General features: G+C 60.6%; 19 protein-coding genes. 11 read left to right on the forward strand and 8 right to left on the reverse strand.

Translation table 11 applies throughout. The features are described from left to right. Positions 1-113: 113 nt before the first annotated feature. The 9 genes from JL39_RS15575 to JL39_RS15615 all read left to right on the forward strand — a co-directional run bounded on the left by JL39_RS15575 (position 114) and on the right by JL39_RS15615 (position 11749). Complete coding sequence (locus JL39_RS15575) at positions 114-1088, forward strand: ABC transporter permease (RefSeq protein WP_037152248.1); 975 nt, start codon at positions 114-116, stop codon at positions 1086-1088. Beyond that, complete coding sequence (locus JL39_RS15580; RefSeq protein WP_037152251.1) at positions 1085-1987, forward strand: ABC transporter permease; 903 nt, start codon at positions 1085-1087, stop codon at positions 1985-1987. Before JL39_RS15575 ends, JL39_RS15580 begins: the two co-directional genes overlap by 4 nt. A 5-nt stretch (positions 1988-1992) precedes the next feature. Then, on the forward strand, positions 1993-2964 hold the full coding sequence (locus JL39_RS15585; RefSeq protein ID WP_037152254.1) for an ABC transporter ATP-binding protein: 972 nt from the start codon (positions 1993-1995) through the stop codon (positions 2962-2964). Beyond that, a complete protein-coding gene (locus tag JL39_RS15590) occupies positions 2964-3998 on the forward strand; it encodes an oligopeptide/dipeptide ABC transporter ATP-binding protein (RefSeq protein WP_200883966.1) in 1035 nt (344 codons plus the stop codon). The genes JL39_RS15585 and JL39_RS15590 overlap by 1 nt, the downstream gene beginning before the upstream one ends. 19 nt (positions 3999-4017) lie before the next feature. After that, positions 4018-5592, forward strand: coding sequence for an ABC transporter substrate-binding protein (locus tag JL39_RS15595; RefSeq protein ID WP_037152260.1), 1575 nt, complete (start codon positions 4018-4020; stop codon positions 5590-5592). Positions 5593-5711: 119 nt separating this feature from the next. Then, positions 5712-7616: a CocE/NonD family hydrolase gene (locus tag JL39_RS15600; RefSeq protein WP_052182896.1), complete on the forward strand. Its 1905-nt coding sequence runs from the start codon at positions 5712-5714 to the stop codon at positions 7614-7616. A 2-nt stretch (positions 7617-7618) separates the two neighbouring features. Then, on the forward strand, positions 7619-8782 hold the full coding sequence (locus JL39_RS15605; RefSeq protein ID WP_037152263.1) for a CapA family protein: 1164 nt from the start codon (positions 7619-7621) through the stop codon (positions 8780-8782). Positions 8783-9047: 265 nt separating this feature from the next. After that, positions 9048-9803, forward strand: a complete 756-nt coding sequence (locus tag JL39_RS15610) for a helix-turn-helix domain-containing protein (protein ID WP_037152267.1) — start codon at positions 9048-9050, stop codon at positions 9801-9803. A gap of 23 nt (positions 9804-9826) precedes the next feature. Next, positions 9827-11749, forward strand: coding sequence for a PAS domain-containing sensor histidine kinase (locus JL39_RS15615; protein WP_052182897.1), 1923 nt, complete (start codon positions 9827-9829; stop codon positions 11747-11749). A gap of 79 nt (positions 11750-11828) precedes the next feature. Here JL39_RS15615 and ccoS read toward each other — a convergent pair whose 3' ends face one another. Genes ccoS through ccoG form a run of 4 tightly spaced genes read right to left on the reverse strand, consistent with a single transcriptional unit; the run spans position 11829 to position 16325 of the window. Beyond that, positions 11829-11975, reverse strand: a complete 147-nt coding sequence (gene ccoS / locus JL39_RS15620; RefSeq protein WP_037152270.1) for a cbb3-type cytochrome oxidase assembly protein CcoS — start codon at positions 11973-11975, stop codon at positions 11829-11831. After that, positions 11972-14260 carry a cation-translocating P-type ATPase gene (locus tag JL39_RS15625; RefSeq protein WP_081952858.1) on the reverse strand — a complete coding sequence of 763 codons (2289 nt, stop codon included), beginning with the start codon at positions 14258-14260 and terminating at the stop codon, positions 11972-11974. The genes ccoS and JL39_RS15625 overlap by 4 nt, the downstream gene beginning before the upstream one ends. Further along, the gene (locus JL39_RS15630; protein WP_052182898.1) at positions 14260-14766 is read right to left on the reverse strand and encodes a FixH family protein; all 507 of its coding nucleotides are present in this window, start codon (positions 14764-14766) and stop codon (positions 14260-14262) included. Before JL39_RS15630 ends, JL39_RS15625 begins: the two co-directional genes overlap by 1 nt. Continuing rightward, on the reverse strand, positions 14763-16325 hold the full coding sequence (ccoG, locus tag JL39_RS15635) for a cytochrome c oxidase accessory protein CcoG (RefSeq protein ID WP_152601146.1): 1563 nt from the start codon (positions 16323-16325) through the stop codon (positions 14763-14765). Before ccoG ends, JL39_RS15630 begins: the two co-directional genes overlap by 4 nt. Before the next feature lie 291 nt (positions 16326-16616). Between ccoG and JL39_RS15640 the strand changes: the two genes are divergently transcribed. Further along, positions 16617-18035, forward strand: coding sequence for a sodium:alanine symporter family protein (locus JL39_RS15640; protein WP_037152275.1), 1419 nt, complete (start codon positions 16617-16619; stop codon positions 18033-18035). Positions 18036-18113: 78 nt separating this feature from the next. On the opposite strand, the gene ccoP is transcribed toward JL39_RS15640, so the two are convergent. From ccoP to ccoN, 4 genes are read right to left on the reverse strand one after another with little or no spacing between them, the layout of a single operon-like run. Beyond that, positions 18114-18977, reverse strand: coding sequence for a cytochrome-c oxidase, cbb3-type subunit III (gene ccoP, locus JL39_RS15645; protein WP_037152277.1), 864 nt, complete (start codon positions 18975-18977; stop codon positions 18114-18116). Positions 18978-18980: 3 nt separating this feature from the next. Then, positions 18981-19133 (reverse strand): CcoQ/FixQ family Cbb3-type cytochrome c oxidase assembly chaperone, encoded by a 153-nt coding sequence (locus tag JL39_RS15650; protein WP_037152280.1) that lies wholly within the window; start codon positions 19131-19133, stop codon positions 18981-18983. 10 nt (positions 19134-19143) lie between these two features. Continuing rightward, the gene (gene ccoO / locus JL39_RS15655; protein WP_037152283.1) at positions 19144-19875 is read right to left on the reverse strand and encodes a cytochrome-c oxidase, cbb3-type subunit II; all 732 of its coding nucleotides are present in this window, start codon (positions 19873-19875) and stop codon (positions 19144-19146) included. Positions 19876-19884: 9 nt separating this feature from the next. Beyond that, positions 19885-21504, reverse strand: coding sequence for a cytochrome-c oxidase, cbb3-type subunit I (gene ccoN, locus JL39_RS15660; protein ID WP_037152285.1), 1620 nt, complete (start codon positions 21502-21504; stop codon positions 19885-19887). A 344-nt stretch (positions 21505-21848) separates the two neighbouring features. Between ccoN and JL39_RS15665 the strand changes: the two genes are divergently transcribed. After that, complete coding sequence (locus JL39_RS15665; RefSeq protein WP_037152288.1) at positions 21849-22952, forward strand: NADH:flavin oxidoreductase/NADH oxidase; 1104 nt, start codon at positions 21849-21851, stop codon at positions 22950-22952. Positions 22953-22954: the final 2 nt, after the last annotated feature.

Genomic DNA, 22954 nt, shown 5'->3' on the forward strand with positions numbered 1-22954 from the left:
AATATTGCGCATCTTTCACACGCCGTTATCGTCATTTTCAACAAATAAAACAGGGGAACACTCTCCATGAAAATTCTCTGTCCCACCGGGATGGATCAGCGGGAGCGCATGTCATGACGGTCTTCGTCATCCGTCGCTTCCTGCAGAGTATCGCTGTCCTGCTCGTAACGGCTATTATCGTCTTCATCGGCATTTATGCGATCGGAGATCCGATCGAGATGCTGATTTCGCCGGATGCAAGCCCCGCCGAACGCGCGCAGGTCATCACATCGCTCGGCCTCGACAAGCCGCTCTGGCAGCAATTCCTGACCTTTGCCTGGAATGCGTTGCACGGCGATCTGGGCCGTTCCTTCGTCTTCAACCGTCCCTCGATCAGCCTGATCTTCGAACGCCTGCCGGCAACACTGGAGCTGACGCTGACCGGTCTCGTTTTCGCGCTGGTCCTTGGCATTCCGCTCGGCCTTCTCTCCGGCCTGAAGCCGAATAGCGCCACCGATGAAGCGATCATGACCGGCTCGATCTTCGGCTTTTCGCTGCCAAGTTTCTGGCAGGGCATGATGCTGATCATGATCTTTTCCGTTTGGCTCGGCTGGCTGCCGTCCACCGGACGCGGCCAGATGGGAGAATTCCTCGGCATCCGGTCCAGCCTCTTCACGCTGGATGGTCTCGCTCATCTCATATTGCCGGCGATCAACCTGTCGCTCTTCAAGCTCTCGCTGGTGATCCGCCTGACCCGCACCGGCGTTCGTGAAACCATGCCGCTTGATTTCGTCAAATTCGCCCGGGCCAAGGGCCTGTCCGAAAAGCGCATCGTGTTCGTCCACGTCTTCAAGAACATCCTGATTCCGCTGATCACGGTGGTCGGCCTCGAACTCGGCAGCATGCTGGCCTTTGCGGTCGTGACCGAGACGATCTTCGCCTGGCCTGGCATCGGAAAGCTGCTGATCGACTCGATCATGCGGCTCGACCGCCCGGTCGTGGTTGCCTACCTGCTGGTTATCGTCAGCCTGTTCATTTTCATCAACTTCGTGGTCGACATCCTCTATTCGCTGGTCGATCCGCGCGTTCGGCTGGGAGATGCCCAATGAATGCGCGCGTTTCTTCATTCCGTGACGATACTCTGTTCGGCCGTCTCGTCATGGGCATTGCCGAGAGCCCCAAAACCGTTATTGCCGCGATTGTCTGCATCATCCTGCTCTTTGCCGCGATCGTCGGCCCCTATCTGACTCCCCAGGACCCCTACGATCTCGCGGTCCTCGACATTCTCGATTCCAAGCTGCCGCCGGGCTCGGAAAGCATGGACGGTCTTATTTATTGGCTCGGCACCGACGGCCAGGGTCGCGACATGTTCTCGGCGATGATCTATGGCCTGCGGACCAGCCTCGGCGTCGGGGTGTTCTCCGGCGTCGTCGCGTTGGTGGTGGGCACAGTGCTCGGCCTGATCGCCGCCTATTTCGGCGGCCGCATTGATGCGCTGATCATGCGCATCGTCGACCTGATGCTCGGTTTCCCGACCATCCTCGTCGCGCTGATGCTTCTTGCTCTGCTGGGGCAGGGACTCTGGAAGGTCATCTTCGCACTGATCCTGGTGCAATGGGCGACCTTCGCCCGCGCCGTCAGGAGTGCGGCGCTGGTCGAGAAGAACAAGGACTATGTCGAGGCGGCGGTAACGCTTGGAATTTCGACGCCGCGCATCCTGATCGGCCATATCCTGCCGAACTGTCTTCCACCGCTGATCGTCATCGGCACGCTGCAGGTCGCGCATGCCATCTCGGCGGAGGCGACGCTCTCCTTCCTCGGCATCGGCCTGCCGATCACTGAACCCTCGCTCGGCCTGCTGATCGCCAACGGCTACCAGCTTCTGATGTCCGGCGAATACTGGATCAGCGTCTACCCCGGCTTGTTGCTGCTCGTGCTCGTTTTCTCGATCAACATGGTCGGCGACCGCCTCCGCGAGGTGCTGAACCCGAGACTGGGCGAAAGGTGAGCACGATGACACCAATTCTCGAAGTCAAGAACCTTTCCACCCATTTCATGACCCGTCGCGGCGTGCTGAAGGCTGTCGATGACGTGAGCTTCGCGGTTGGCCAGAGGGAAATTGTCGGTTTGGTCGGCGAATCCGGCTCCGGCAAGTCGATCACCGGCTTTTCGGTCCTCGGCCTCGTTGATCCGCCCGGCCGCGTCGTTTCCGGGCAGATCCTGTTCAAAGGCGAGGATTTGTTGAAGCTGTCGCCCGCCGCCATGCGGACGATCCGGGGTAAACGCATCGCGATGATCTTCCAGGATCCGATGATGACGCTGAACCCGGTTCTCTCGGTCGCCACCCAGATGATCGAGACCGTGCAGGCGCATGACCGGGTCTCGCGCGCAGAAGCCCGCGCCCGGTCGCGCGATGCGCTCGGCCTTGTGGGCATTCCCTCTCCGGAGGAGCGGCTCGATGCCTATCCGCACCAGTTCTCTGGCGGCATGCGCCAGCGCGTGGCGATTGCCATTGCGCTCCTGCACCGGCCGGACCTGATCATTGCGGATGAACCCACGACGGCGCTCGACGTGACGATCCAGTCGCAGATCCTCTTCGAAATCAAGCGACTCGCCGCCGAGTTCGGTATGGCGCTGATCTGGATCAGCCACGATCTCGGCGTGGTTGCTGCTTTGGCGGACCGGGTCATGGTCATGTATGCGGGCAAGATCGTCGAGGCTGGCCAGGTGGACGGCGTGCTGACCGAGCCGCGTCATCCATATACGTCCGGGCTGCTCAGCGCTGTTCCGGCTGCCGTTCCGCGCGGCGAGCCTCTTCGTCCGATCCCCGGTTTCGCGCCGTCGCCTTTGTCGCGCCCTTCCGGCTGCGCCTTCCGCGACCGCTGCGCTCGCGCCACCGAAATCTGCGCTACCGAGCCTATGCTGGAGGTCGCTGCCGGCCGCGAATTCCGTTGCTTCCATCCCCATTTCCGGAGCGCCGCATGATGACCCCGCTTGTGGAAGCCATCGACGTCACCCGACGCTTTTCGCGAAAACTCGACTATGCGGAGAAGATCGCCAATCTCTTCGGTGCGGGCCTGGAAGAAAAGACCGTACATGCGGTCGATAGCGTCAATCTCGCCGTTCATCCGGGCGAGGTGGTCGGTCTCGTCGGCGAATCAGGTTGCGGAAAGTCGACGCTCGGTCGGGTCATGGCCGGCATCATGCCCGCAAGCGGCGGCGAGGTGCGATGGAATGGCAAGCCGCTGACTTCGCTGGAAGGCGAGGAAAAGCGCTCGATGCGGCTTTCCGCGCAGATGATCTTTCAGGACCCGATGTCGACGCTCAATCCGAGGAAGCGGGTAATCGACCTGATCGGCGAGGCGCCGCGTGTGCATGGCATCGTAAAGGGTCGCGAAGTGCGGGACTATGTTGCTTCGCTCGCCGAACGCGTCGGCCTTGACGCTTCCTATCTCGATCGTTATCCGCATCAGTTCTCCGGTGGCCAGCGGCAGCGCATCGGCATCGCCCGGGCGCTTGCGGTGAAACCTAAACTGCTGGTCTGCGACGAATCCGTCGCAGCCCTCGATGTCTCCATCCAGGCGCAGATCCTCAACCTCTTCATGGACCTGAAGCGGGAATTCGGTCTGACCTACCTCTTTATCAGCCACGATCTCGGCGTGGTGAAGCATATCTGCGACCGGGTGGTCGTCATGTATCTCGGCCGCGTCGTGGAAAGCGCCACGCCCGACGAACTCTTTGATGATCCGAAACATCCCTACACCCAGGCCCTCATTCGCGAGCTGCCGACGGTTGCCGACCGCCACCGCATTTTCACGCCGATCAAGGGGGAAATCCCGTCACCGCTTCATCCGCCGCCGGGATGCCATTTCCACCCCCGCTGTCCGAAGGCGTTCGACCGCTGCCGTGTGGAGCGGCCGGTGCTGAAACAGAATGCGGTCGGTCATGTCAGCGCCTGCCACCTGAACGACCCGACTGCGAGCGAAACGAAAAATGTAACGGCCGAACCGGCCAACTAAAAAGGAAGGGAACAGACTTATGAAACCGATGAAATTCCTGCTGGCGGGGGTTGCTGCCACCGTCATCGCACTGAGCTCGGCGCAGGCCGCCGACCTGGTGCTCGGCAGCGCCACCGAACCGTCGGCGATCGACCCGCAGTTCTCACGCACCGGCAACAATCAGAACATTGCCATGCAGATCTTTGACCGTCTGGTGCAAACGGACGCGGCGATCAACGTCGAGCCGGCGCTGGCGGTCTCCTGGACGAACGTCGATCCTCTCACCTGGCATGTGAAGCTGCGCGAAGGCGTCAAGTTCCATGACGGCAACCCGCTGACGGCCGAGGACGTAATCTTCTCGCTGACCCGCGCCAAGGACATTCCGAACAGCCCGGCGCCGTTTTCCGGCAACGTGGCCTCGATCGACAGCATGAAGGCACTGGACAATCTGACGATCGAGTTCAAGACCAAGAAGCCGACACCGGACTTCATGGAACAGATCGGTTTCGTCTACATCGTCGAGAAGAAGGTCGCGGAGGGGGCTTCCATCGAGGACTTCAACAGCGGCAAGGCGGCGATCGGCACGGGCGCCTACAGGTTTAAGTCTTGGACGCCGGGCGACAACCTGGTTCTGACCCGCAATGACGATTTCTGGGGCAAGAAACAGGATTTCGACAATGTCACGATCAAGTTCATCTCGAACGACGCGTCGCGTGTCGCGGCACTTCGCTCCGGCGCTGTCGACCTGATCGACGCGGTGCCGCCGGGCGATGTGAAGACAATTGAGGGTATTTCCGGCCTCAAGGTCTTTTCAATTGCCTCTGCCCGCATGATCTACCTTGCGCTTGACAGCGCCCGCGACAAAAGTCCCTTCATCACCGACAAGGATGGCAAACCGCTCGACAAGAACCCGCTGAAGGACGTGAAGGTCCGCACCGCACTCTCTGAACTGATCAACCGTCAGCTCATCATCGACCGCATCCTGGACGGCTCTGCCGAACCGGCAGGCCAGCTCGTGCCCACCGGCGTCGCGGGCAATGATCCCTCGATTGCCGCACCGGCATTCAATGCCGACAATGCGAAGAAGCTGCTGACGGAAGCGGGCTACAAGGACGGTTTCGGCATCACCATCCACACCTCGAATGACCGCTTCCCCGGCGATGCGGAGGTCGCTCAGGCGCTCGGCCAGATGTTCGCCCGTGGCGGGCTCAAAGTGAATGGTGTCGTGGCGCAGCCCTACAATGTCTATACCAAGGGTGCCTCCGCAGGCGAATTTTCGGCCTTCATCTTCTCGCTCGGCAACTCGACGCCGACATCCGCAACGGGACTGCGCAACCTGCTGATGACGGCGAACAAGGAAGCCGGCACCGGCTCGTTCAATCGCGTCAAATACAGCAATTCGGCCTTCGATGAGATGATGCGCACGGCAACTGCCGAGTTCGATGCGAAGAAACGCGTGGAATTGCTGCAGAAGGCGACCAAGGCTGTCTTTGCCGATGTCCCAGTCATTCCGCTCTACTGGCAAAAGGTCCACTGGGCCGGCAAGGCGAATCTCTCCTACATTGCCAACATGACGGAAGACACGAGCGCGACGCTCGCGGGGCTCGCCGAGTAGGCCGCAATGCAAGCGATAAGCCGTCGTGCTGGTTCTCCCGGCGCGCGGCATTCCCGGGCCGGCGTCGGGATGTAGCGAGCCGGTTCGGGTCTTTCCTGCCAATTTTTGAGGATACGGACATGGATACCCTGACGGCATCGCGCCGCGAGGTGATAGCCGACGACGTGGTCGTCGAACGCGATGTGATGGTGACGATGCGAGACGGTATCAGGCTTGCAACCGACATCTACCAGCCGGCCAAGGACGGCAAAGTGATCGAGGCCCGGCTGCCGGCGATCCTGGAACGCACCCCTTACGGCAAGACGGAACGCTCCCGATCCGAAATCGAAGTGGGCATGTCCACGCCGATGAAGCGCCACGAGGTTGCCTCCTATTTCGTCCGCGCCGGTTACACCGTCGTTTATCAGGATTGCCGCGGCCGCTATAATTCCGAAGGCGAATTCAGCAAATACATCTCCGAAGCCGCCGATGGTTACGATACCGCCCGCTGGTTGGTTGAGCAGCCTTGGTCGAACGGCCGGTTCGGCACGATGGGGCTTTCCTATGCGGCGCATACGCAGGCCGCGCTCGCCTGCCTCAACCCGCCTGGCCTTGCCTGTATGGTGATGGACTCAGGCGGCTTTTCGAATGCTTATCAGTGCGGCATCCGCCAGGGCGGCGCCTTCGAACTCAAGCAGGCGACATGGGCCTATAATCAGGCGATCGGCGAGGGCGATGAGTTGGCTCGTGCCGCCATCGAAGCAGAAGATATCAAGGCCTGGTTCAGCGTCATGCCCTGGAGCGAAGGCGTTTCTCCGGTCCGCTGGATGCCGGAATATGAAAGCTATCTGCTTGACCAGTGGCGCAGCGGCACGTTCGATGAGAGCTGGCGCCGCGTCGGCCTCTATATGGAAGGCTTCTACGATACCTTCCCCGAGGTGCCGATCGTCCTGATGTCGAGCTGGTACGACGCTTATGTCAGATCGACGCTCGACAATTTTCGCGGCCTTTCCGGCAAGAAGAGCAGGCCGCTTCAGCTCATCATGGGGCCGTGGCTGCACGGCAACCGCAACACGACCTTCGCTGGTGACACCTCCTTCGGTGCGGCCGCGCCGCTTGGAGGAAATGTTGTCGAAAGCTGGCTCGCCTTCCGCCGCAATTGGTTCGACCGATGGCTGAAGGGCGTGGAAAACGGCGTGTCGCAAGAACCGGCAGTGCGCACCTTCGTCATGGGCGGCGGCTCGGGTATCCGCAACGAGGACGGTCATCTGGATCACGGCGGACGCTGGATCGAAGCGGCCGACTGGCCCCTGCCGGGAACGGAATATCGCAATTTCTACATTCACCAGAATAGCTCGCTTTCTACCGACGAGCCGAAAGCCGATACCGGGCCTTTCGTCTATGACTACGATCCGAAGAATCCCGTGCCGACCATCGGGGGCTCTCTGACCAGCGGCCAGCCGATCTTCGAGGGTGGCGGCTTCGACCAGCGCGAAGGCGAGAAGTTCTACGGCTCGAAGCACCCAGGACTGCCTCTTTCTGCCCGGGCCGACGTGCTCTCCTTCGAGACCGAGGTCTTGGCAGAGGACGTCGCCGTCGTCGGCCCGATCATCGTCGAGCTATACGTCTCCTCGGATGCGCCGGATACGGATTTCACCGCGAAACTTGTCGACGTCTATCCACCGAGCGTGGACTATCCGACCGGTTATGCGCTCAACATCACCGACGGGATTATCCGCTGCCGCTACCGAAAATCCTGGGAAAAACCGGAGGCGATCGTCGCGGGCGAGGTTTTCAAGGTGACGATAGAGCCTTTCGCGACGGCTAATCTTTTCGCCCAGGGCCATCGCATCCGGCTCGACATTTCCTCGTCCAATTTCCCGAAATACGATGTCAACCCGAATACCTACGCGCCGGAAGGCCGGGGCCGCACAACGCAGATCGCTCGCAATTCCGTATTTTGTGACGCCGCGCGGCCATCGGCGATCCGCTTGCCGATCGTCCGCGGTGAAGCGATGATGGCGCTGAAACCCTTCGCGAAGTAGCCATGTCGATTACCATTGCCGTCACCGGCCAAATCCTCATCCACGGTCGGCTCGATCTCACGGGCGAGGGGCAGCGCAAGGTCAGGGACTTCCTGAAGGCGGACGCCACCTTTGCCAATCTGGAGGCGACGGTCGAGACGTCAGGCGCCTGGCCGACCAAGACGAAGACATTGCATCTCGCGTCGCCGGACGCGCTCACCTCCGTGCGAGAACTTGGCTTTCATGCGTTGACGCATGCCAACAACCACGCCTTCGATCTCGGCCCGCCGGGCATCGCCGCGACGCGGGCTATGGCGGGGCAGGCTGGGCTGGAACTCGCCGGCAGCGGAGCGAATATCGACGAGGCCGCTGCACCGGCCATCGTGCCGAAGCAAGGGAAGTCGCTGGCGATCTTCTCCGTCGATCTCGGCCCGCAGCCGGATATCAATTATGCAGCGGTCGATCGCGCCGGCATCGCGCCGCTTCGGATGAAACGCACCGTCAGCGTGTCACCGACGGAGTTTGAAACGCTACGGCAGATCGTCGGGGCACTTGGGGACGACAAGCGCGCCGCCGCCCGCGCCGCTGTCGGTTATGAAACCTGGAGAGGTACGGACCTCGAAGTTTTCGGCACGTCTGTGGTTTCGGGCCAGGCGATTGCCGCTCTCTGGTCGGCCAACGAAGACGATATGCAGCGGCTTGTTTCAGGCATGAACACCGCCAGGGCTGCCGGGCATCTCGTGGCGGTGGCGATCCACGGCCATCACTGGGATTCGGATTGGAAGAAACCGCCGGACTGGTTCACCGATCTCTGCCGGGGCCTGATCGAAGACGGCGCCGACGTGATCCTCGGCACGGGAGCGCCTGTCATGCAGCCGGTCACTTTCCACCGCGGCAAGGCGATTATCCCCGGCCTCGGCAATTTCGTCTTTCACACCCGACGCTCCGCAACCTATGACGAAAGGGGCGTCGACGTCTGGCGCAGCGCCGCGATCCGGCTGACCTTGGCGGATGACGGCACCTGCGAAGAACTCGCCCTGCTTCCCGTTGCCATCGGCAGGCCAGCGGCACGGGGATTGCCGGCAGGTCCTGTCCCGTTGCAGGGAAGGGATGCAGATGAAATCCGCGATCTCGCCCTTGCGGGCCTTTCGACGGCAGATCGCCAATGTCTGCTGATCCCCGATTAGCCACGGCATTGCGTCAGGAAAGAGTGCTCCGTTTCACGAAGGTTCCACCCTTCTGGGTTGCAATGCGCTGTGCGTCGAATTGCGGGCCGCTGCCCGGCAGGATTATCTGCGGAAGCTCATTACCGGCCACGTCTGATCCGCTGGCGCGTTTCGTAGACCCGTTTGTTACAGACTGTTACCAAATCGAACCATTTTTCACACGCCTCGCATCCGCGTGTTACTTGAAAAGGTCAAATCCTCCGTAGAAAGAACGGAGGCGAAAACAGTGTTTCTCAGCAGCTATGCGAATGCTCACCAGGTGGCGAAGGCAGCTCTCTTCAAGGAGGCCGAAAGCCTGCATGGACTCTTTTCCAGGCAGCCGATCGAACATCTGGCGGTAGGCCAGTCGCTTTTCTTCGAAGGTGATGAAGCGAAACACGTTTTCGAAGTTGTCGAAGGTACGCTCCGGATCTTTCGGATTCTGTCGGACGGCCGACGGGTCATCACAGGCTTCCTCTACGCGGGTGACATTGTCGGTGTTTCCCTGAAGGAACGGTATCTCTACAGCGCCGAAGCGATCACTCCGACCAAAATCCGTCGGATCGCCCGCAAAACTTTTGATGAGGCAGTCGCGGATTCGGATGACTTGCGCCCCGAGGTTTTCTCTCGTGTCTGTGACGAGATGGCTGCGGTACAGGATCAATTGGTGCTTCTGTCGAGCAAGACGGCAGAAGAGCGGCTTTGCACTTTTCTCCTCAAGCTCCTGCAGCGCACAATAGCCGCGGGCAATCGCGACACTACTCTCGAACTGCCGATGACGCGCCAGGACATGGCCGACTATCTGGGTCTCACGATCGAGACGGTGTCCCGCACCATCACCAAGCTCATCGGCAAGGGGGTCGTCAATGTCGTGAATCCCGCTGCCCGCCATTTCATCAAGATCGAAAAGCCCGGAATGCTTGCCCAACTCGCCGGCGATGACAGCGAATGTCCGGAAATGCATCGTGACCTGATGGTTCAAGGGGATCGCCGGCGCCACTGACGAGCATCAATCACGGATCCACCATGAGCGGGAATACGGCCATCGTCGCGACTACTGAGAATCTCTTTGACGCAGTCGCGAATGTGCTCAATGACGCAAATCTGATCGTCCATGGGTTGGATGGTGTCATCAGCCGATGGACAGGTGGCTGCGAGCAGCTTTATGGCTGGCAGAGGAGCGAAGCCATCGGCAAGGTAGTCTACGACTTGCTTGCAGCGCAATTTCCACTTCCGCTCGATGAAATCCGCCGGCATATCCAAACCCACCGTGTATGGGAGGGAGAGGTCGTTCATCACCATAAGGACGGTCATCCAATATTCGTGGCAACCCGGTGGGTGGCCGTCAATTCGGCGCGCGATGGAGCAGCGATCATCATCCAGACGAACAACGACATCACGGATATGAAAAGGGTCCAGAACGATCTTGCCGGACGGGAGGCGCATCTGCGGTCGATCCTGGATACGGTTCCTGAGGCGATGGTCGTCATTGACGAAACCGGTATCATCACGTCTTTCAGCGCTGCGGCGGAGCGGCTGTTCGGATATTCAGCGAATGAAGTTGTCGGGCGCTCCGTTAACCTGCTGATGCCAGCGTCAGCCAAAGAGGTGCACGACAACTATCTTGCCCGGTATATTCGGACAGGCGAGCGCCGCATCATCGGTTATGGCCGCGTCGTCATAGGACAGCGGAAAGACGGTTCCGTCTTTCCCATGGAGCTTGCGGTGGGCGAGGCGATCACCAATGGCAAGCGCATCTTCACTGGCTTCATCCGCGACCTCACGAGCCGCCACAAGATCGAGGAAGAACTGAGGCAGTCGCAGAAGATGGAGGCGATCGGCCAACTCACCGGCGGGCTGGCGCACGACTTCAATAATCTGCTGACCGTCATTGGCGGCAATCTCGAAATGATCGAGAACAGGCTCTCGGATGAGAAGCTGCTGGCTCTGCTGCACGAGGCGCAGGATGCGTCCGAGGACGGCGCCAAGCTGACCGGCCAGCTTCTGGCCTTCGGGCGTCGCCAACCGCTCAATCCGGAACTGGTGGATGTCGGTGGCCTGGTCTCCGGATTTGCAAATCTCTTGCGGCGGACGCTCGGGGAAACCATCGAACTTCGGACGATCGTGAACGGCACCTCCAACGAGGCCCTCGTCGATGCGTCGCAGTTCCAGAACGCGCTTCTCAACCTTGCCCTCAATGCCCGCGATGCCATGCCGCGCGGCGGCAAGCTGACGATCGACATCTCAAGGGTCAAGCTGGACGTCGATTATGCCCAGATGTATCCGCATGTGCGCACCGGCGATTATGTGCTGATCTCGGTCACGGACACGGGCACGGGAATGACGCCGGAGGTGAAGGAAAAGGCCTTCGAACCGTTCTTCACCACCAAGGGTGTCGGTTCCGGAACCGGTCTTGGCCTTTCCATGGTCTATGGGTTCGCCAAGCAGTCCGGCGGCAATATCCAGCTTTACAGCGAGCCGGGGCAGGGCACCAGCGTCAGGATTTTCCTGCCGGCAACGCAAAGAGCGAACGCAGGCATGGGATTGCAGGATGACGGTTCCCGTAAGGTCGCCGAAATTCCCGGCGGAACGGAGAAGATCCTCGTCGTTGAGGACGATCCCAGGGTGCGGCGCGTGGCGGTCTCGCGCCTGACGGACTTCGGCTATAGCATCATCGAAGCCTCGAACGGCGTGGAGGCGCTCGACCGGCTCGCCCAGAACGACGATATCGCGCTGCTGTTTACCGACATCGTCATGCCGGGTGGCATGACCGGCGACGAACTGGCGGCGGAGGTCCGGACAAGGCGTCCGAATATCAGGGTGCTGTTCACGTCGGGTTATGCCGAGCCGGCGATCGCCGGACGCGAACTTGCCCAATCGGGAAGCTGGCTGAAGAAGCCCTACACGGCACGGGAGCTTGCAGTGCGGCTCCGGGAGCTTCTGGACTAAGCCTAATCACGATCAGATTCGGGGGGCAGGCCCCTTGAACGCCGAGGATAACTCGGGGGGCGCCGGCGAGGTGACAGGCTCATTCCGGCGGGTCCTCTTCAAGGATCCGCCAGGCTGCTCCATCGAGGTCTTCGTATTGACCGCTCTTCAGCGACCAGAGGAAAGCAAAAAGCCCCAGACCTCCGAGAAAGAGCGCAATGGGAATGAGATAGATCAGCATGTTCATGCGAGCCGAGCCTCCCCGGGATGTGCCGGATTGGCTTCGGCTCCGGCAGACGCCATCTTTTGCGCGCTGCCAAGCCGGTTAAGTCGCAATGCATTGGCGACGACGATGATGGACGAAGTCGACATGGCGATTGCAGCGATTAGCGGCGTCGCATATCCGGCAAGCGCGATCGGCACGGCAATCATGTTGTAGCCGATGGCAAGCGCAAAGTTCTGGCGGATCAGCCGGCCTGCGCGCCGCGAGATGTCGATCGCCAGCGGCACCGCATCAAGACTCTCGTGCATGAAAACGAAGTCGGCCGTCTGCCGTCCGATATCGGCGGCCGTAGCCGGTGCGATGGAGACATGCGCGGCAGCCAGGGCCGGCGCGTCGTTGATGCCGTCGCCGACCATGAGCACCTTGTGTCCCTTTTCCGTTAGCGAACGGCAGAATTCCGCCTTGTCCTTCGGAGTAAGCTCCCCCCGCCAGTGATCGACGCCGAGGCGCGATGCCAGGCCGCGGACGGCGCTCGTGCGATCACCCGAGAGAATACCACTCGCCAGACCTTGAGCCGAAAGATCGTCGATAACGGCCCGGGCATCGGGGCGTAGCTCGTCTTCGAAACGGAAGCAGGCGAGTTCTTCTCCATTATGCGACAGCACGACTTCGAGCGTCGAATCCGCCGAAGGGTCGAAACTTGCTGTCGCGCAGGCGAAGCGGCGATTGCCCAATCGGTAGATTCCATTGACCGTGCGGGCTTCCAGACCTTTGCCCGGCAACTCGACAACTTCATTAAAAACCGGCATGGGACCGGAGGCGATATCATAGAGTGCCTTGGAGAGAGGGTGGCGCGAATGCGCCGCAAGGCTGGCGGCCAGTGCCAGATGGTGTGGTGCTGCTTTGCCTGCATCGACCAGCTTCGGCCTGCCGAGGGTGAGTGTACCGGTCTTGTCGAAGAGCACGGAATCGATCTCGGCCAACCGTTCCATGGCGGAACCGTCCTTGACCATGATGCCGTTCTTGAACAGCCGCCCGGCCGCCACGACCTGCACCACGGGTACGGCGAGGCCGAGCGCGCAAGGGCAGGTGATGATGAGTACCGCGATGGCGATCAGCATCGCCTGTTTCCAGTCCCCGCCGATGAAGCCCCAGAAAAGGAAAGCTGCAAGCGCCAGAAGATGAACCGCGGGCGAATAGTATTGCGCGGCGCGATCGGCAATGCGGCGATAGCGGGCCCGGCCGCCTTCGGCTGCTTCCATCAGCGCGATGATCTCGGAGAGGAAAGAATCCCTGGCTGCCGCCGTCGCTTTCAGCACGAGCATGCCGGTGAGGCTGAGTGTACCGGCCTGGACCGTGTCGCCTGCCTTGAGCGGCCGGGGAGCACTTTCGCCATTGACGATCGAAACATCCATGTCGCTTGCGCCGCTTTCGACGATCCCGTCGACTGGAACGCGTTCACCCACGGCAATCGCGATGCGGTCGCCCGGTGTGATCTCCTCGATTGCCCGATATTCCCGTGAACCGTCTGTGCCGATGACCATGGCGCCGCGCGGCGAGAGCCTTGCAAGCCCGCTGATCGCGGCGCGGGCCCGGTCGCGCATGATGTGGTCCAGCGCACGGCCGATCAGCAGGAAGAAGAGCAGCGATACCGTTGCGTCGAACCAGGCGTGTTCTCCATGATGCATCGTTTCCCAGAGAGATACCGCGTAGGAAAGCGTGATGGCGAGCGCGATCGGCACATCCATGTTGGTGCGGCCGCGCCGGAGCGCCCGCCAGGCCGACTGATAGAAGAAGCGACCGCCATAGATCAGTGCGGGTGCTGCGATCATGGCCGAGATCCAGTGAAAGAGATCGCGGGTGGCGGCGTCGGCACCGGACCAGACGGAGACGGAGAGCAGCATGATATTGGCCGCGGCAAAACCAGAGACGGCAACGGCACGAATGAACTCGCGCTGCAGCCTGCCGCCCGTATCCTCAACATTCGAGAAGAGGTGGGCATCGTAGCCTGTCGCATCGATGATGGCCCTGACAAGCGTAACCGGGTCCGTGAGCTCGGCTCCGACCTTTTCTCTCCAGACAACGGACACGCGCTTCGTGGAAAGATTGACGCGTGCACGCTCGACTGCCGGAAGCGCCTTCAGCGCCTTTTCTATTGTCGTTATGCAGGCGCCGCAATGGACCTGCGGCACGCTGAGATCGGTCTGACGCAACCCGGCCCCCACAGCCCGGCTCGACAGCACAAGCTCGTCCGAGGAGGGCAGAGAGCGCCCGAGTGAGCCTTCGGTGCCTGGTGCGCAGCAACTCATTATTGCCCCCGGAGAACGGCAATGCGCTCGGCCTGATGCAGGATGCGCTTGCCGTCCCTGAAGGCGCTGGCATCGACGATCCACTGGCCGGGAAGAAGTTCATGCGTGGCGGTGAAAACCCCCTTGGTTCCAGGCGCAAGATCGAGTTCGAAGTCCTGATGCTCCCCGACCGGTCGCTTGAACTGCAGTGTCAGGCTATCTGCTGCGACCGGTCCGTCCTCCAGATGGAAAACCTCATAACGAATGTCGGAGCCGGCGACATTCAGTTTACCGGTAACACCGGTCGCTGAGAGCGCGCGCGCCTCGGCAGCCTTGCCGTTGAACTGCTGGCTGGCGACATAGGTGTTTTGGGCTACCAATCCGCTCCAGCTCGTGATGGCATTATACGCCATGTAGAAATTCACCGAGATGATGGTGCCGAAGAAGAGCACCATGACGCCCGCCATATGCCACCCGGTGAAAATGAAGGATTTTTGCTGGTTCGTGTTCACGCGCGTCGTGCTCATTTCCGTCCTCCCGGGTGTCTGCCTTCAGGAGCGTTGAAGACTGCTCCGTGAACGTCCTTTTCGTGGCTGGACCGATCTTCGGCTATGAAGTGAAAATCCTTGGCCTCGTCGGAGATCGCATCCTTTGGAAGCGTCACGAAGACCTTGAGCGCCAATGCCTTGTCCGGTTCTGCCTGCACGGCAAAGAGGCGGCCGGGCACGTCGGAGACCCCCGTGATCTTCATGGTTGCCTCCGGCAGCCCATCCATCGAGATCAGGATCGTGCGCGGCTCGGGAATCATGTTGAGCAGTCTGACCGTATAGCCGTTACGGATCGAACCATCGGATTCCAGCACGAATTGCGGATTGCGGTCATGAAGGACATTGATCTCCAGTCGATCGCGCGAAAGGAGCGCGCAGATGAGACCAAGCCCGACCGCAGTCCAGACGCCGAAATAAAGCAGGGTTCGCGGGCGGAGGATGATCTTCCAGTCGAAATGACGGACCTTGTCGATAAAGGATCCGTCGGGGTTGCGCACGCGAGTCGGGTCGATGGTCGTCATGCCGCCACCTGTCGCAAGTGCCATGTTCGCCTCATATTCGTTGAGGGTCGCATAGGCGATGAGACCACGCGGCTTGCCGATCTTGTCCATGACGCTGTCGCAAGCGTCGATACAGAGCGCACAGGTGATACAGGCAAGCTGCTGCCCGTCGCGGATGTCGATGCCCATGGGACAGACGGCGACGCAGGCGTTGCAATCGACGCAATCACCGACGGGGAGGCCCGCGGCTGCGGCTTTCTTGGCGCCCCGGGTGCGCGGTTCACCGCGCCAGTCGTTGTAGGTCACGACGAGCGAGTTCTCATCGAGCATCGCGGCCTGGATGCGTGGCCAGGGACACATGTAGATGCAGACCTGCTCGCGCATCAGCCCGCCGAGGACGTAGGTCGTGGCCGTCAGGATGGCGACGGTGGAATAGGCGACAGGGGCCGCATTGCCCGTGATGAAATCGAAGGCGAGGGAAGGCGCATCGGCGAAATAGAAAATCCAGGCGCCGCCGGTCGCGACGGCAATGATGATCCAGGTGGAATGCTTCGCGACACGCTTCCCGATCTTGTCGAAGGTCCATGGCGCCGCATCGAGCTTCATGCGTGCGTTCCGGTCCCCCTCGAAGAAGCGTTCGACGGCGAGGAAGAGATCGACCCAGACCGTCTGGGGACAGGTGTAGCCGCACCAGGCTCGCCCGACGGCGGATGTAACAAGGAACAGGCCGAAACCCGCCATGACCAGGAGGCCCGCGACGAAGAAGAATTCCTGCGGCCAGATTTCGATGAAGAAGAAATAGAATCGGCGGGTGGCAAGGTCCACCAGGACCGCCTGGTCGGGCGCGAACGGGCCACGATCCCACCGGATCCAGGGCGTCAGATAATAGATGCCAAGCGTGACGAGCATCACCAGCCATTTGAAGCGACGGAACTGTCCCTCGGCTCGCTTGGGGAAAATCTTCTTGCGTTTCTCATAAAGCGGTTCGCCGGCTTTCTTGGGCGGATGCGCCGACTTGACGTCAATGCGTTCAACCATCTGGCCGGCGGGTTCGGAAGAAGGCGAGGTGTAGAGATTCATGAGAAGGATCCTTTGTCCCTTGCCTTCTCGCACCGACGGCCGCCAGTCTCCTTGACTTATGTCAACGATGCGCCGCCTCGCCGCAGGCACCGGATGCGACAAAACAGCTTCGCCTTGCCATCATTGCTGGAATGACGTTCCGATACATAGCTGCCGATTGAACTGCAGCGAGGTGCTTCCCATTTCAGGCGGCCGCCCTACTCTCATTTTTTGTTCCAGAGAACTGGAAATGCAGTGAGAGGGGAAGAAATGACTGCCGTAATTGGATTTCTCAACACGGTCTTCTGGGGTTATGTCCTTATCTATGGGCTTCTCGCCGTTGGCCTCTATTTCACCATCCGGCTGAAGCTCATCCAGATTCTGCATTTCGGGGAGATGTTCCGGGTTCTGGGAAGGAGCCAGAGCGAAGACAAGGCCGGGATCAGCCCTTTCCAGGCTTTGACCGTCAGCCTCGCCTCGCGTGTCGGCACCGGAAATCTTGCCGGCGTTGCCGTGGCCCTTTACCTTGGGGGGCCTGGCGCCACCTTCTGGATGTGGATGGTCGCCCTTGTAGGGATGGCGACAGCCTATTCCGAAAGCGCCCTTGCCCAGCTCTATAAGGTCAAGAACGAAGAGGGCATGTATCGCGGCGGGCCGGCCTTCTATATCGCGCGCGGACTAGGGGCTCCCTGGGCCGGGGTGATTTTCTCCATCTGCTTGATCCTGTCCTTCGGCCTGGTCTTCAATGCCGTCCAGGCCAATTCCATTGCCGATGCCATGCAGGGCGCATTCGGCTTGCCGAAGATCGGCGTCGGCATCGGTCTGGCCATTCTTTCGGGCATCGTTATCTTCGGCGGTATCAGGCAGATCGCCCGCGTCGCCGAAGTCATCGTTCCATTCATGGCGATCGCTTACCTGCTGATGGCAATCTATGTGCTGATCACCCACGCGAACCTCGTTCCGGGCGTCATCGGCACGATCGTTGGCGGCGCTTTCGGTTGGCAGGAGGCTGCAGGCGGTGTCACCGGCGGCATCATGGCCGCGATGATGAACGGGGTCAAACGGGGCCTCTTCTCCAACGAGGCCGGCATGGGGTCAGCCCCCAATATTGCGGCTGTCGCCACTCCCGATCCGCACCACCCCTCCTCGCAGGGTTTCGTGCAGGCGCTCGGCGTGTTCATCGACACGATCCTCATCTGCACGGCGACTTCGGTGATGATCCTGCTTTCCGGCACGCTCGTTCCCGGTAGCGGCGTCACCGGCACGCAACTCACCCAGGCCGCGATGAACGCGCACATCGGAGCCTTCGGGACCTATTTCATCGCCATCGCCATCTTCTTCTTCGCTTTCACCTCGATCATCGGCAACTATTCCTATGCCGAGAACGCGTTGACTTTCCTCGGGGCCGGCAACAGGATGGGGCTTGCGATCATGCGGTCGGCGGTGTTGGCAATGGTCATTTGGGGCGCCTATGAAAGTGTCACGACGGTCTTCGATGCGGCAGACGCATCGATGGGCCTGATGGCAACGATCAACCTTATCGCCATCCTCTTGCTCTCCGGAACGGTAGTGAAGCTCACCCAGGACTATTTCGATCAACGGAAAGCCGGAACGGTACCGGTTTTCCATGCGGCGGATTACCCGGAACTCAAGGGCAAGATCGACTCTTCGATCTGGACCAGGGATTGACTGAAACAGAAGAGGGCCGCGACGATGGTTTCGGCGCGGCCTTCTGACAATCTGAATCAACCTTGGCTGAGGCAGAATTTATTCCCCGCCACCCAGCGAATGGATATAGACAGCGAGCTGCTTGACGGCCGTATCTCCGAGGCGACCGGTCCAGGCCGGCATCACGCCGTGCTTCGGAGAGCGCACCTGATTGGCGATCTCCGCCTCGGTGCTTGCCTTCAGCCAGATGGCGTCTGCAAGGTTGGGAGCACCGAGATCGCGATTGCCTTCCGCGTTCTCGCCGTGGCACGAGGCGCAATTGTCGATGAAAACCTGCTTGCCTGCTTCGGCAAGCGAAGGATCTTGCGGCACGCTGGTGAGGCTGATGACATAAGTGGCGACCTGACGGATTTCCTCAGGCTGCAACATGTCGCCGAACGCCGGCATTTCGGAGATCCGGGTTTCGGGATCGACAGTGTCGCGGATACCATGGGAAATCGTCTGGTAGATGGCATTGACATCGCCACCCCACAACCATTCATCGTCGTTGAGGTTGGGATAGCCCTGGCCGCCGGCAGCACCCGTGCCGTGGCAAGGCGTGCAGTTGACGCGGAAGGCCGCCGCACCACCCGCCGTCGCAAACTGCGAGAGCTGCGGATCGGCGAGGATATCTTCGAGCGACGAACTTGAGATTTTCTCCAGCACAACGCCCTGTGCGGCCTTCGCCGCGCCGACGTCCGCCGCCAGCTCGGCACGGCTTGAATAGCCGAGTACGCCACTGGTCGCATCGGTCAGCATCGGCCACGCCGGATAAAGCACGGTATAGACAAGGGCCCAGAGGATCGTTCCGTAGAAGGTCCAGAGCCACCAGCGCGGCAGCGGATTGTTGAGTTCGCGAATACCGTCCCATTCGTGGCCGGTGGTCTCGACGCCGCTCAGATCATCGATATGTTTGTCCGCCATGTTTCAATCCTCCTTCAGAGGGATCTGGGCGGCCTCGTTTGCGGAGGCTTTTGCACCAGGGCGAAATGTGAAGACGAGAACGCCGATGAAGAAGAGGGTCATGGCGAGCAGACCCCAGCTATCGGCGAAGTGACGCATGGCCGTGTAGAGTTCCATCTCTCTTCTCCTATCGGTAGCCGGCTGCGTCATCGTAGGTCGAGAAGTCGACCAGGGTGCCGAGCATCTGCAGATAGGCGACGAGTGCGTCCATCTCCGTCAGGTTGGTGGGGTCGCCATCGAAATCCCCGATTTTGGCCTTCGGATAACGGGCAAGCAACGCCGAAGTGTCGGCATTCGGGTCGGCCTGCGCCGCCAGATCCGCCTTGGCGTTGTCGATCATCTCGTCCGTATAGGGAACGCCGACCGTGCGATTGGCCTTGAGTTCCATGGAGACGTCAGTCACCTTGAGCGGAGTCTGCTTGAGGAAGGCATAGCTCGGCATCACCGATTCCGGGACCACGTCGCGCGGTTCGGTCAGGTGCTGCACGTGCCATTCGTTGGAGTAGCGGTCGCCGACGCGGGCAAGGTCCGGGCCGGTGCGCTTCGAGCCCCACTGGAATGGATGATCGTACATCGATTCCGCCGCCAGGCTGTAATGGCCATAACGCTCGACCTCGTCCCGGAAGGGGCGGATCATCTGGCTGTGACAGACGTAACAGCCCTCGCGGATATAGATGTCGCGGCCAGCGAGCTCCAGTGGCGAGTAGGGCCGCATGCCTTCCACCTTTTCGATCGTGTTCTCAAGGTAGAAGAGCGGGGCGATTTCCACGATGCCGCCGACTGATACGACGAGCAGCGAGCCAACGAGCAGCAATGTCGCATTGCGCTCGATGAACTTGTGTTTATCGATAATGGACATGGGTCCTCCTTATTCCGCCGGCTGGAGGGCGGGTGCCGCACCGGTTTCCCGTTCGCGCCGCTCGTAACCGAGGATGGTCATGGTGATGTTGAAGGCCATGATGAGCCCGCCGGCGAGATACATGACACCACCTACGGCACGCAGCACGTAGTAGGGGAACATGGCCGCCACCGTTTCGGCGAACGAATAGACCAGGAAGCCCTGATCGTCGTATTCGCGCCACATCAGACCCTGCTGCACACCGGCAACCCACATGACGGCGGCGTAGACGACGATGCCGAGCGTGGCGAGCCAGAAATGCCAGTTGACGAGGTCGAGGCTGTAAAGCCGGTTACGGTTCCAGAGCTTCGGTGTAAGGTAATAGACTGCACCGAAGGTGATCATGCCGACCCAGCCAAGCGCGCCGGAATGCACGTGTCCGATCGTCCAGTCCGTGTAGTGGCTGAGCGAGTTGACGGCCTTGACCGACATCATCGGGCCTTCGAAGGTCGACATGCCGTAGAAGGCGATGGCGATGACCATCATGCGGATGATCGGGTCGGTGCGGATCTTGTCCCAGGCGCCCGAGAGCGTCATCAGGCCGTTGATCATGCCGCCCCAGGAGGGCATCCACAGCATGATCGAGAACACCATGCCAAGCGTCTGTGCCCAGTCGGGAAGCGCGGTGTAGTGCAGGTGGTGCGGACCGGCCCAGATATACATGAAGATCAGAGCCCAGAAGTGGATGATCGACAGACGGTAGGAATAGACGGGCCGTCCAGCCTGTTTCGGCACGAAATAGTACATCATGCCGAGGAAGCCGGCGGTCAGGAAGAAGCCGACGGCGTTGTGGCCGTACCACCACTGTGTCAGTGCATCCTGGACACCCGAAAAGGCCGAATAGCTTTTGACGCCGAGGAAGGAAACCGGAATAGCCAGGTTGTTCACCACATGCAGCATGGCGATGGTGACGATGAAGGCGAGATAGAACCAGTTTGCCACATAGATATGCGGCTCCTTGCGCATGAGAATCGTGCCGAGGAAAACCACCAGATAAGCGACCCAGACGATAGTCAGCCAAAGGTCGACATACCATTCAGGCTCCGCATATTCGCGGCTCTGGGTGATCCCGAGCAGATAGCCGGTCGCCGCCATGACGATGAAGAGCTGATAACCCCAGAAGACGAACCAGGCCAGGTCGCCGCCGAAGAGCCGGGCGCGCGAGGTGCGTTGCACCACATAAAAAGAGGTTGCGATCAGCGCATTGCCGCCGAAGGCGAAGATGACCGCCGAGGTATGCAGCGGGCGCATGCGGCCGAAATTGAACCAGGGCTCGATATTGAGATCCGGAAAGGCAAGCTGCAGAGCGATGACGACGCCGACCAGGAAGCCGACAACGCCCCAGAAGACTGTAGCAATGGTGCCGTATTTGATGACTTCGTCGAAATATTCGGATTTTATCGCTGCAGCCGGTCTCTGTCCTGCCGGAGCAAACGAAATCCGGCGGAGCATGAGGATCGTGCTGACGAGCAGCACGAAGAACAGGACCCACATGTGGGCGGCAAACAGACTATCATGGGCATAGGCTGCTCCAAGCAGGGCAAGGAACGTGCCTATCGCTAACCAGATGGTTTCTGAGACGTGATTCATGGTCTTTGGCCTCGCAACGCGGGAGCGCGGTGCTGGTTGATGGATTGCTGACCATGATCTGCTGACATACGGCAAACAGCGACGCTTTGATTTGCATCAAGGGCGTGGCCGTCGACGTGCAGCCGGATCGTCCGGCACGCGGCCCGCTTGCATGCCGAAAGACGATCCGACAGCGTCGCAGCACCTTATGTTGTTCAAGAAACGGTGTAAGGGCGGCGGCCGGGCACGCCTCCCCTCAGTGTGACTTGAAGCGGCAGGCATGATTTGCCAAAAAAGCCGGAACCGATCTCCGGCGCAAACCTCCTCCCACCTCGAGTGCCATCGATCGCACAAAGGAATCAGCCATGGCCCAGCCCGTTCTCTTCACGCCCTTCCGCGTCCGCAACCTCGAACTCGAAAATCGCATCGTTATCGCGCCCATGTGCCAATATTCGGCAGAAGACGGATGCATGACCGACTGGCATCTGATCCATCTCGGTCAGCTTGCATTGTCGGGTGCAGCATTGTTGACGATCGAGGCGACCGGCGTCGTGCCGGAAGGCCGTATTACCTATGCGGATGTCGGGCTTTACGACGATGCGACCGAGGCCGCGATGGCCCGGGTACTCGAAGGCATCCGCAAATGGTCGGACATGCCAATTTCGGTCCAGCTTGCCCATGCCGGCCGCAAGGCTTCGACCGATCGCCCCTGGTCCGGCGGCGGCCAGATCGGCCCGGATCATCCGAATGGCTGGCAGACCGAGTCGGCTTCGGCGATCCCGTTCAACCCGAAATACGTTCCGCCGGTCGCTCTCGACAAACAAGGGCTGAAGCGTGTGCGCGACGCCTTTGCGGCTTCCGCCGTGCGCGCGGCCCGGATCGGTCTTGATGCGATCCAGATCCATGCCGCGCACGGTTATTTGCTCCACCAGTTCCTGTCGCCGCTGTCCAATCAGCGGACCGACGAATACGGCGGTTCCCTCGAAAATCGCGCCCGTTTCCCGCTTGAAGTCTTCGATGCGGTGCGTCAGGCATTCCCATCCGACAAGGCGGCGACGGTGCGTATTTCCGCAACCGACTGGGTCGAGGGCGGTCTCGACATCGACCAGACCGTCGCTTTTGCCCAGATGCTGGATGAGAGGGGTTGCGATGCGATCCACGTATCGAGCGGCGGTCTGCATCCGGACCAGAAGATCCCGCTTGGCCCAAGCTACCAGGTTCCATTGGCTCGTGCCGTTAAGGCCGCGGTCAAAATGCCGGTCGTCGCCGTCGGTCTGATCACCGAGCCCGTGCAGGCAGAGGCGATCGTTGCGACAGGCGATGCCGACATCGTCGCGCTGGCGCGTGCCGTGCTCTACGATCCGCGCTGGCCCTGGCATGCGGCCGCGGAACTCGGCGCTCAGGTCAAGCCCGCGCCGCAATATCTCCGCTGCCAGCCGTCGCAGTTCAGGAACCTGTTCAAAACCTGATT

Source organism: Rhizobium sp. YS-1r, assembly GCF_000757525.1.
Classification (GTDB): Bacteria; Pseudomonadota; Alphaproteobacteria; order Rhizobiales; family Rhizobiaceae; genus Neorhizobium; species Neorhizobium petrolearium.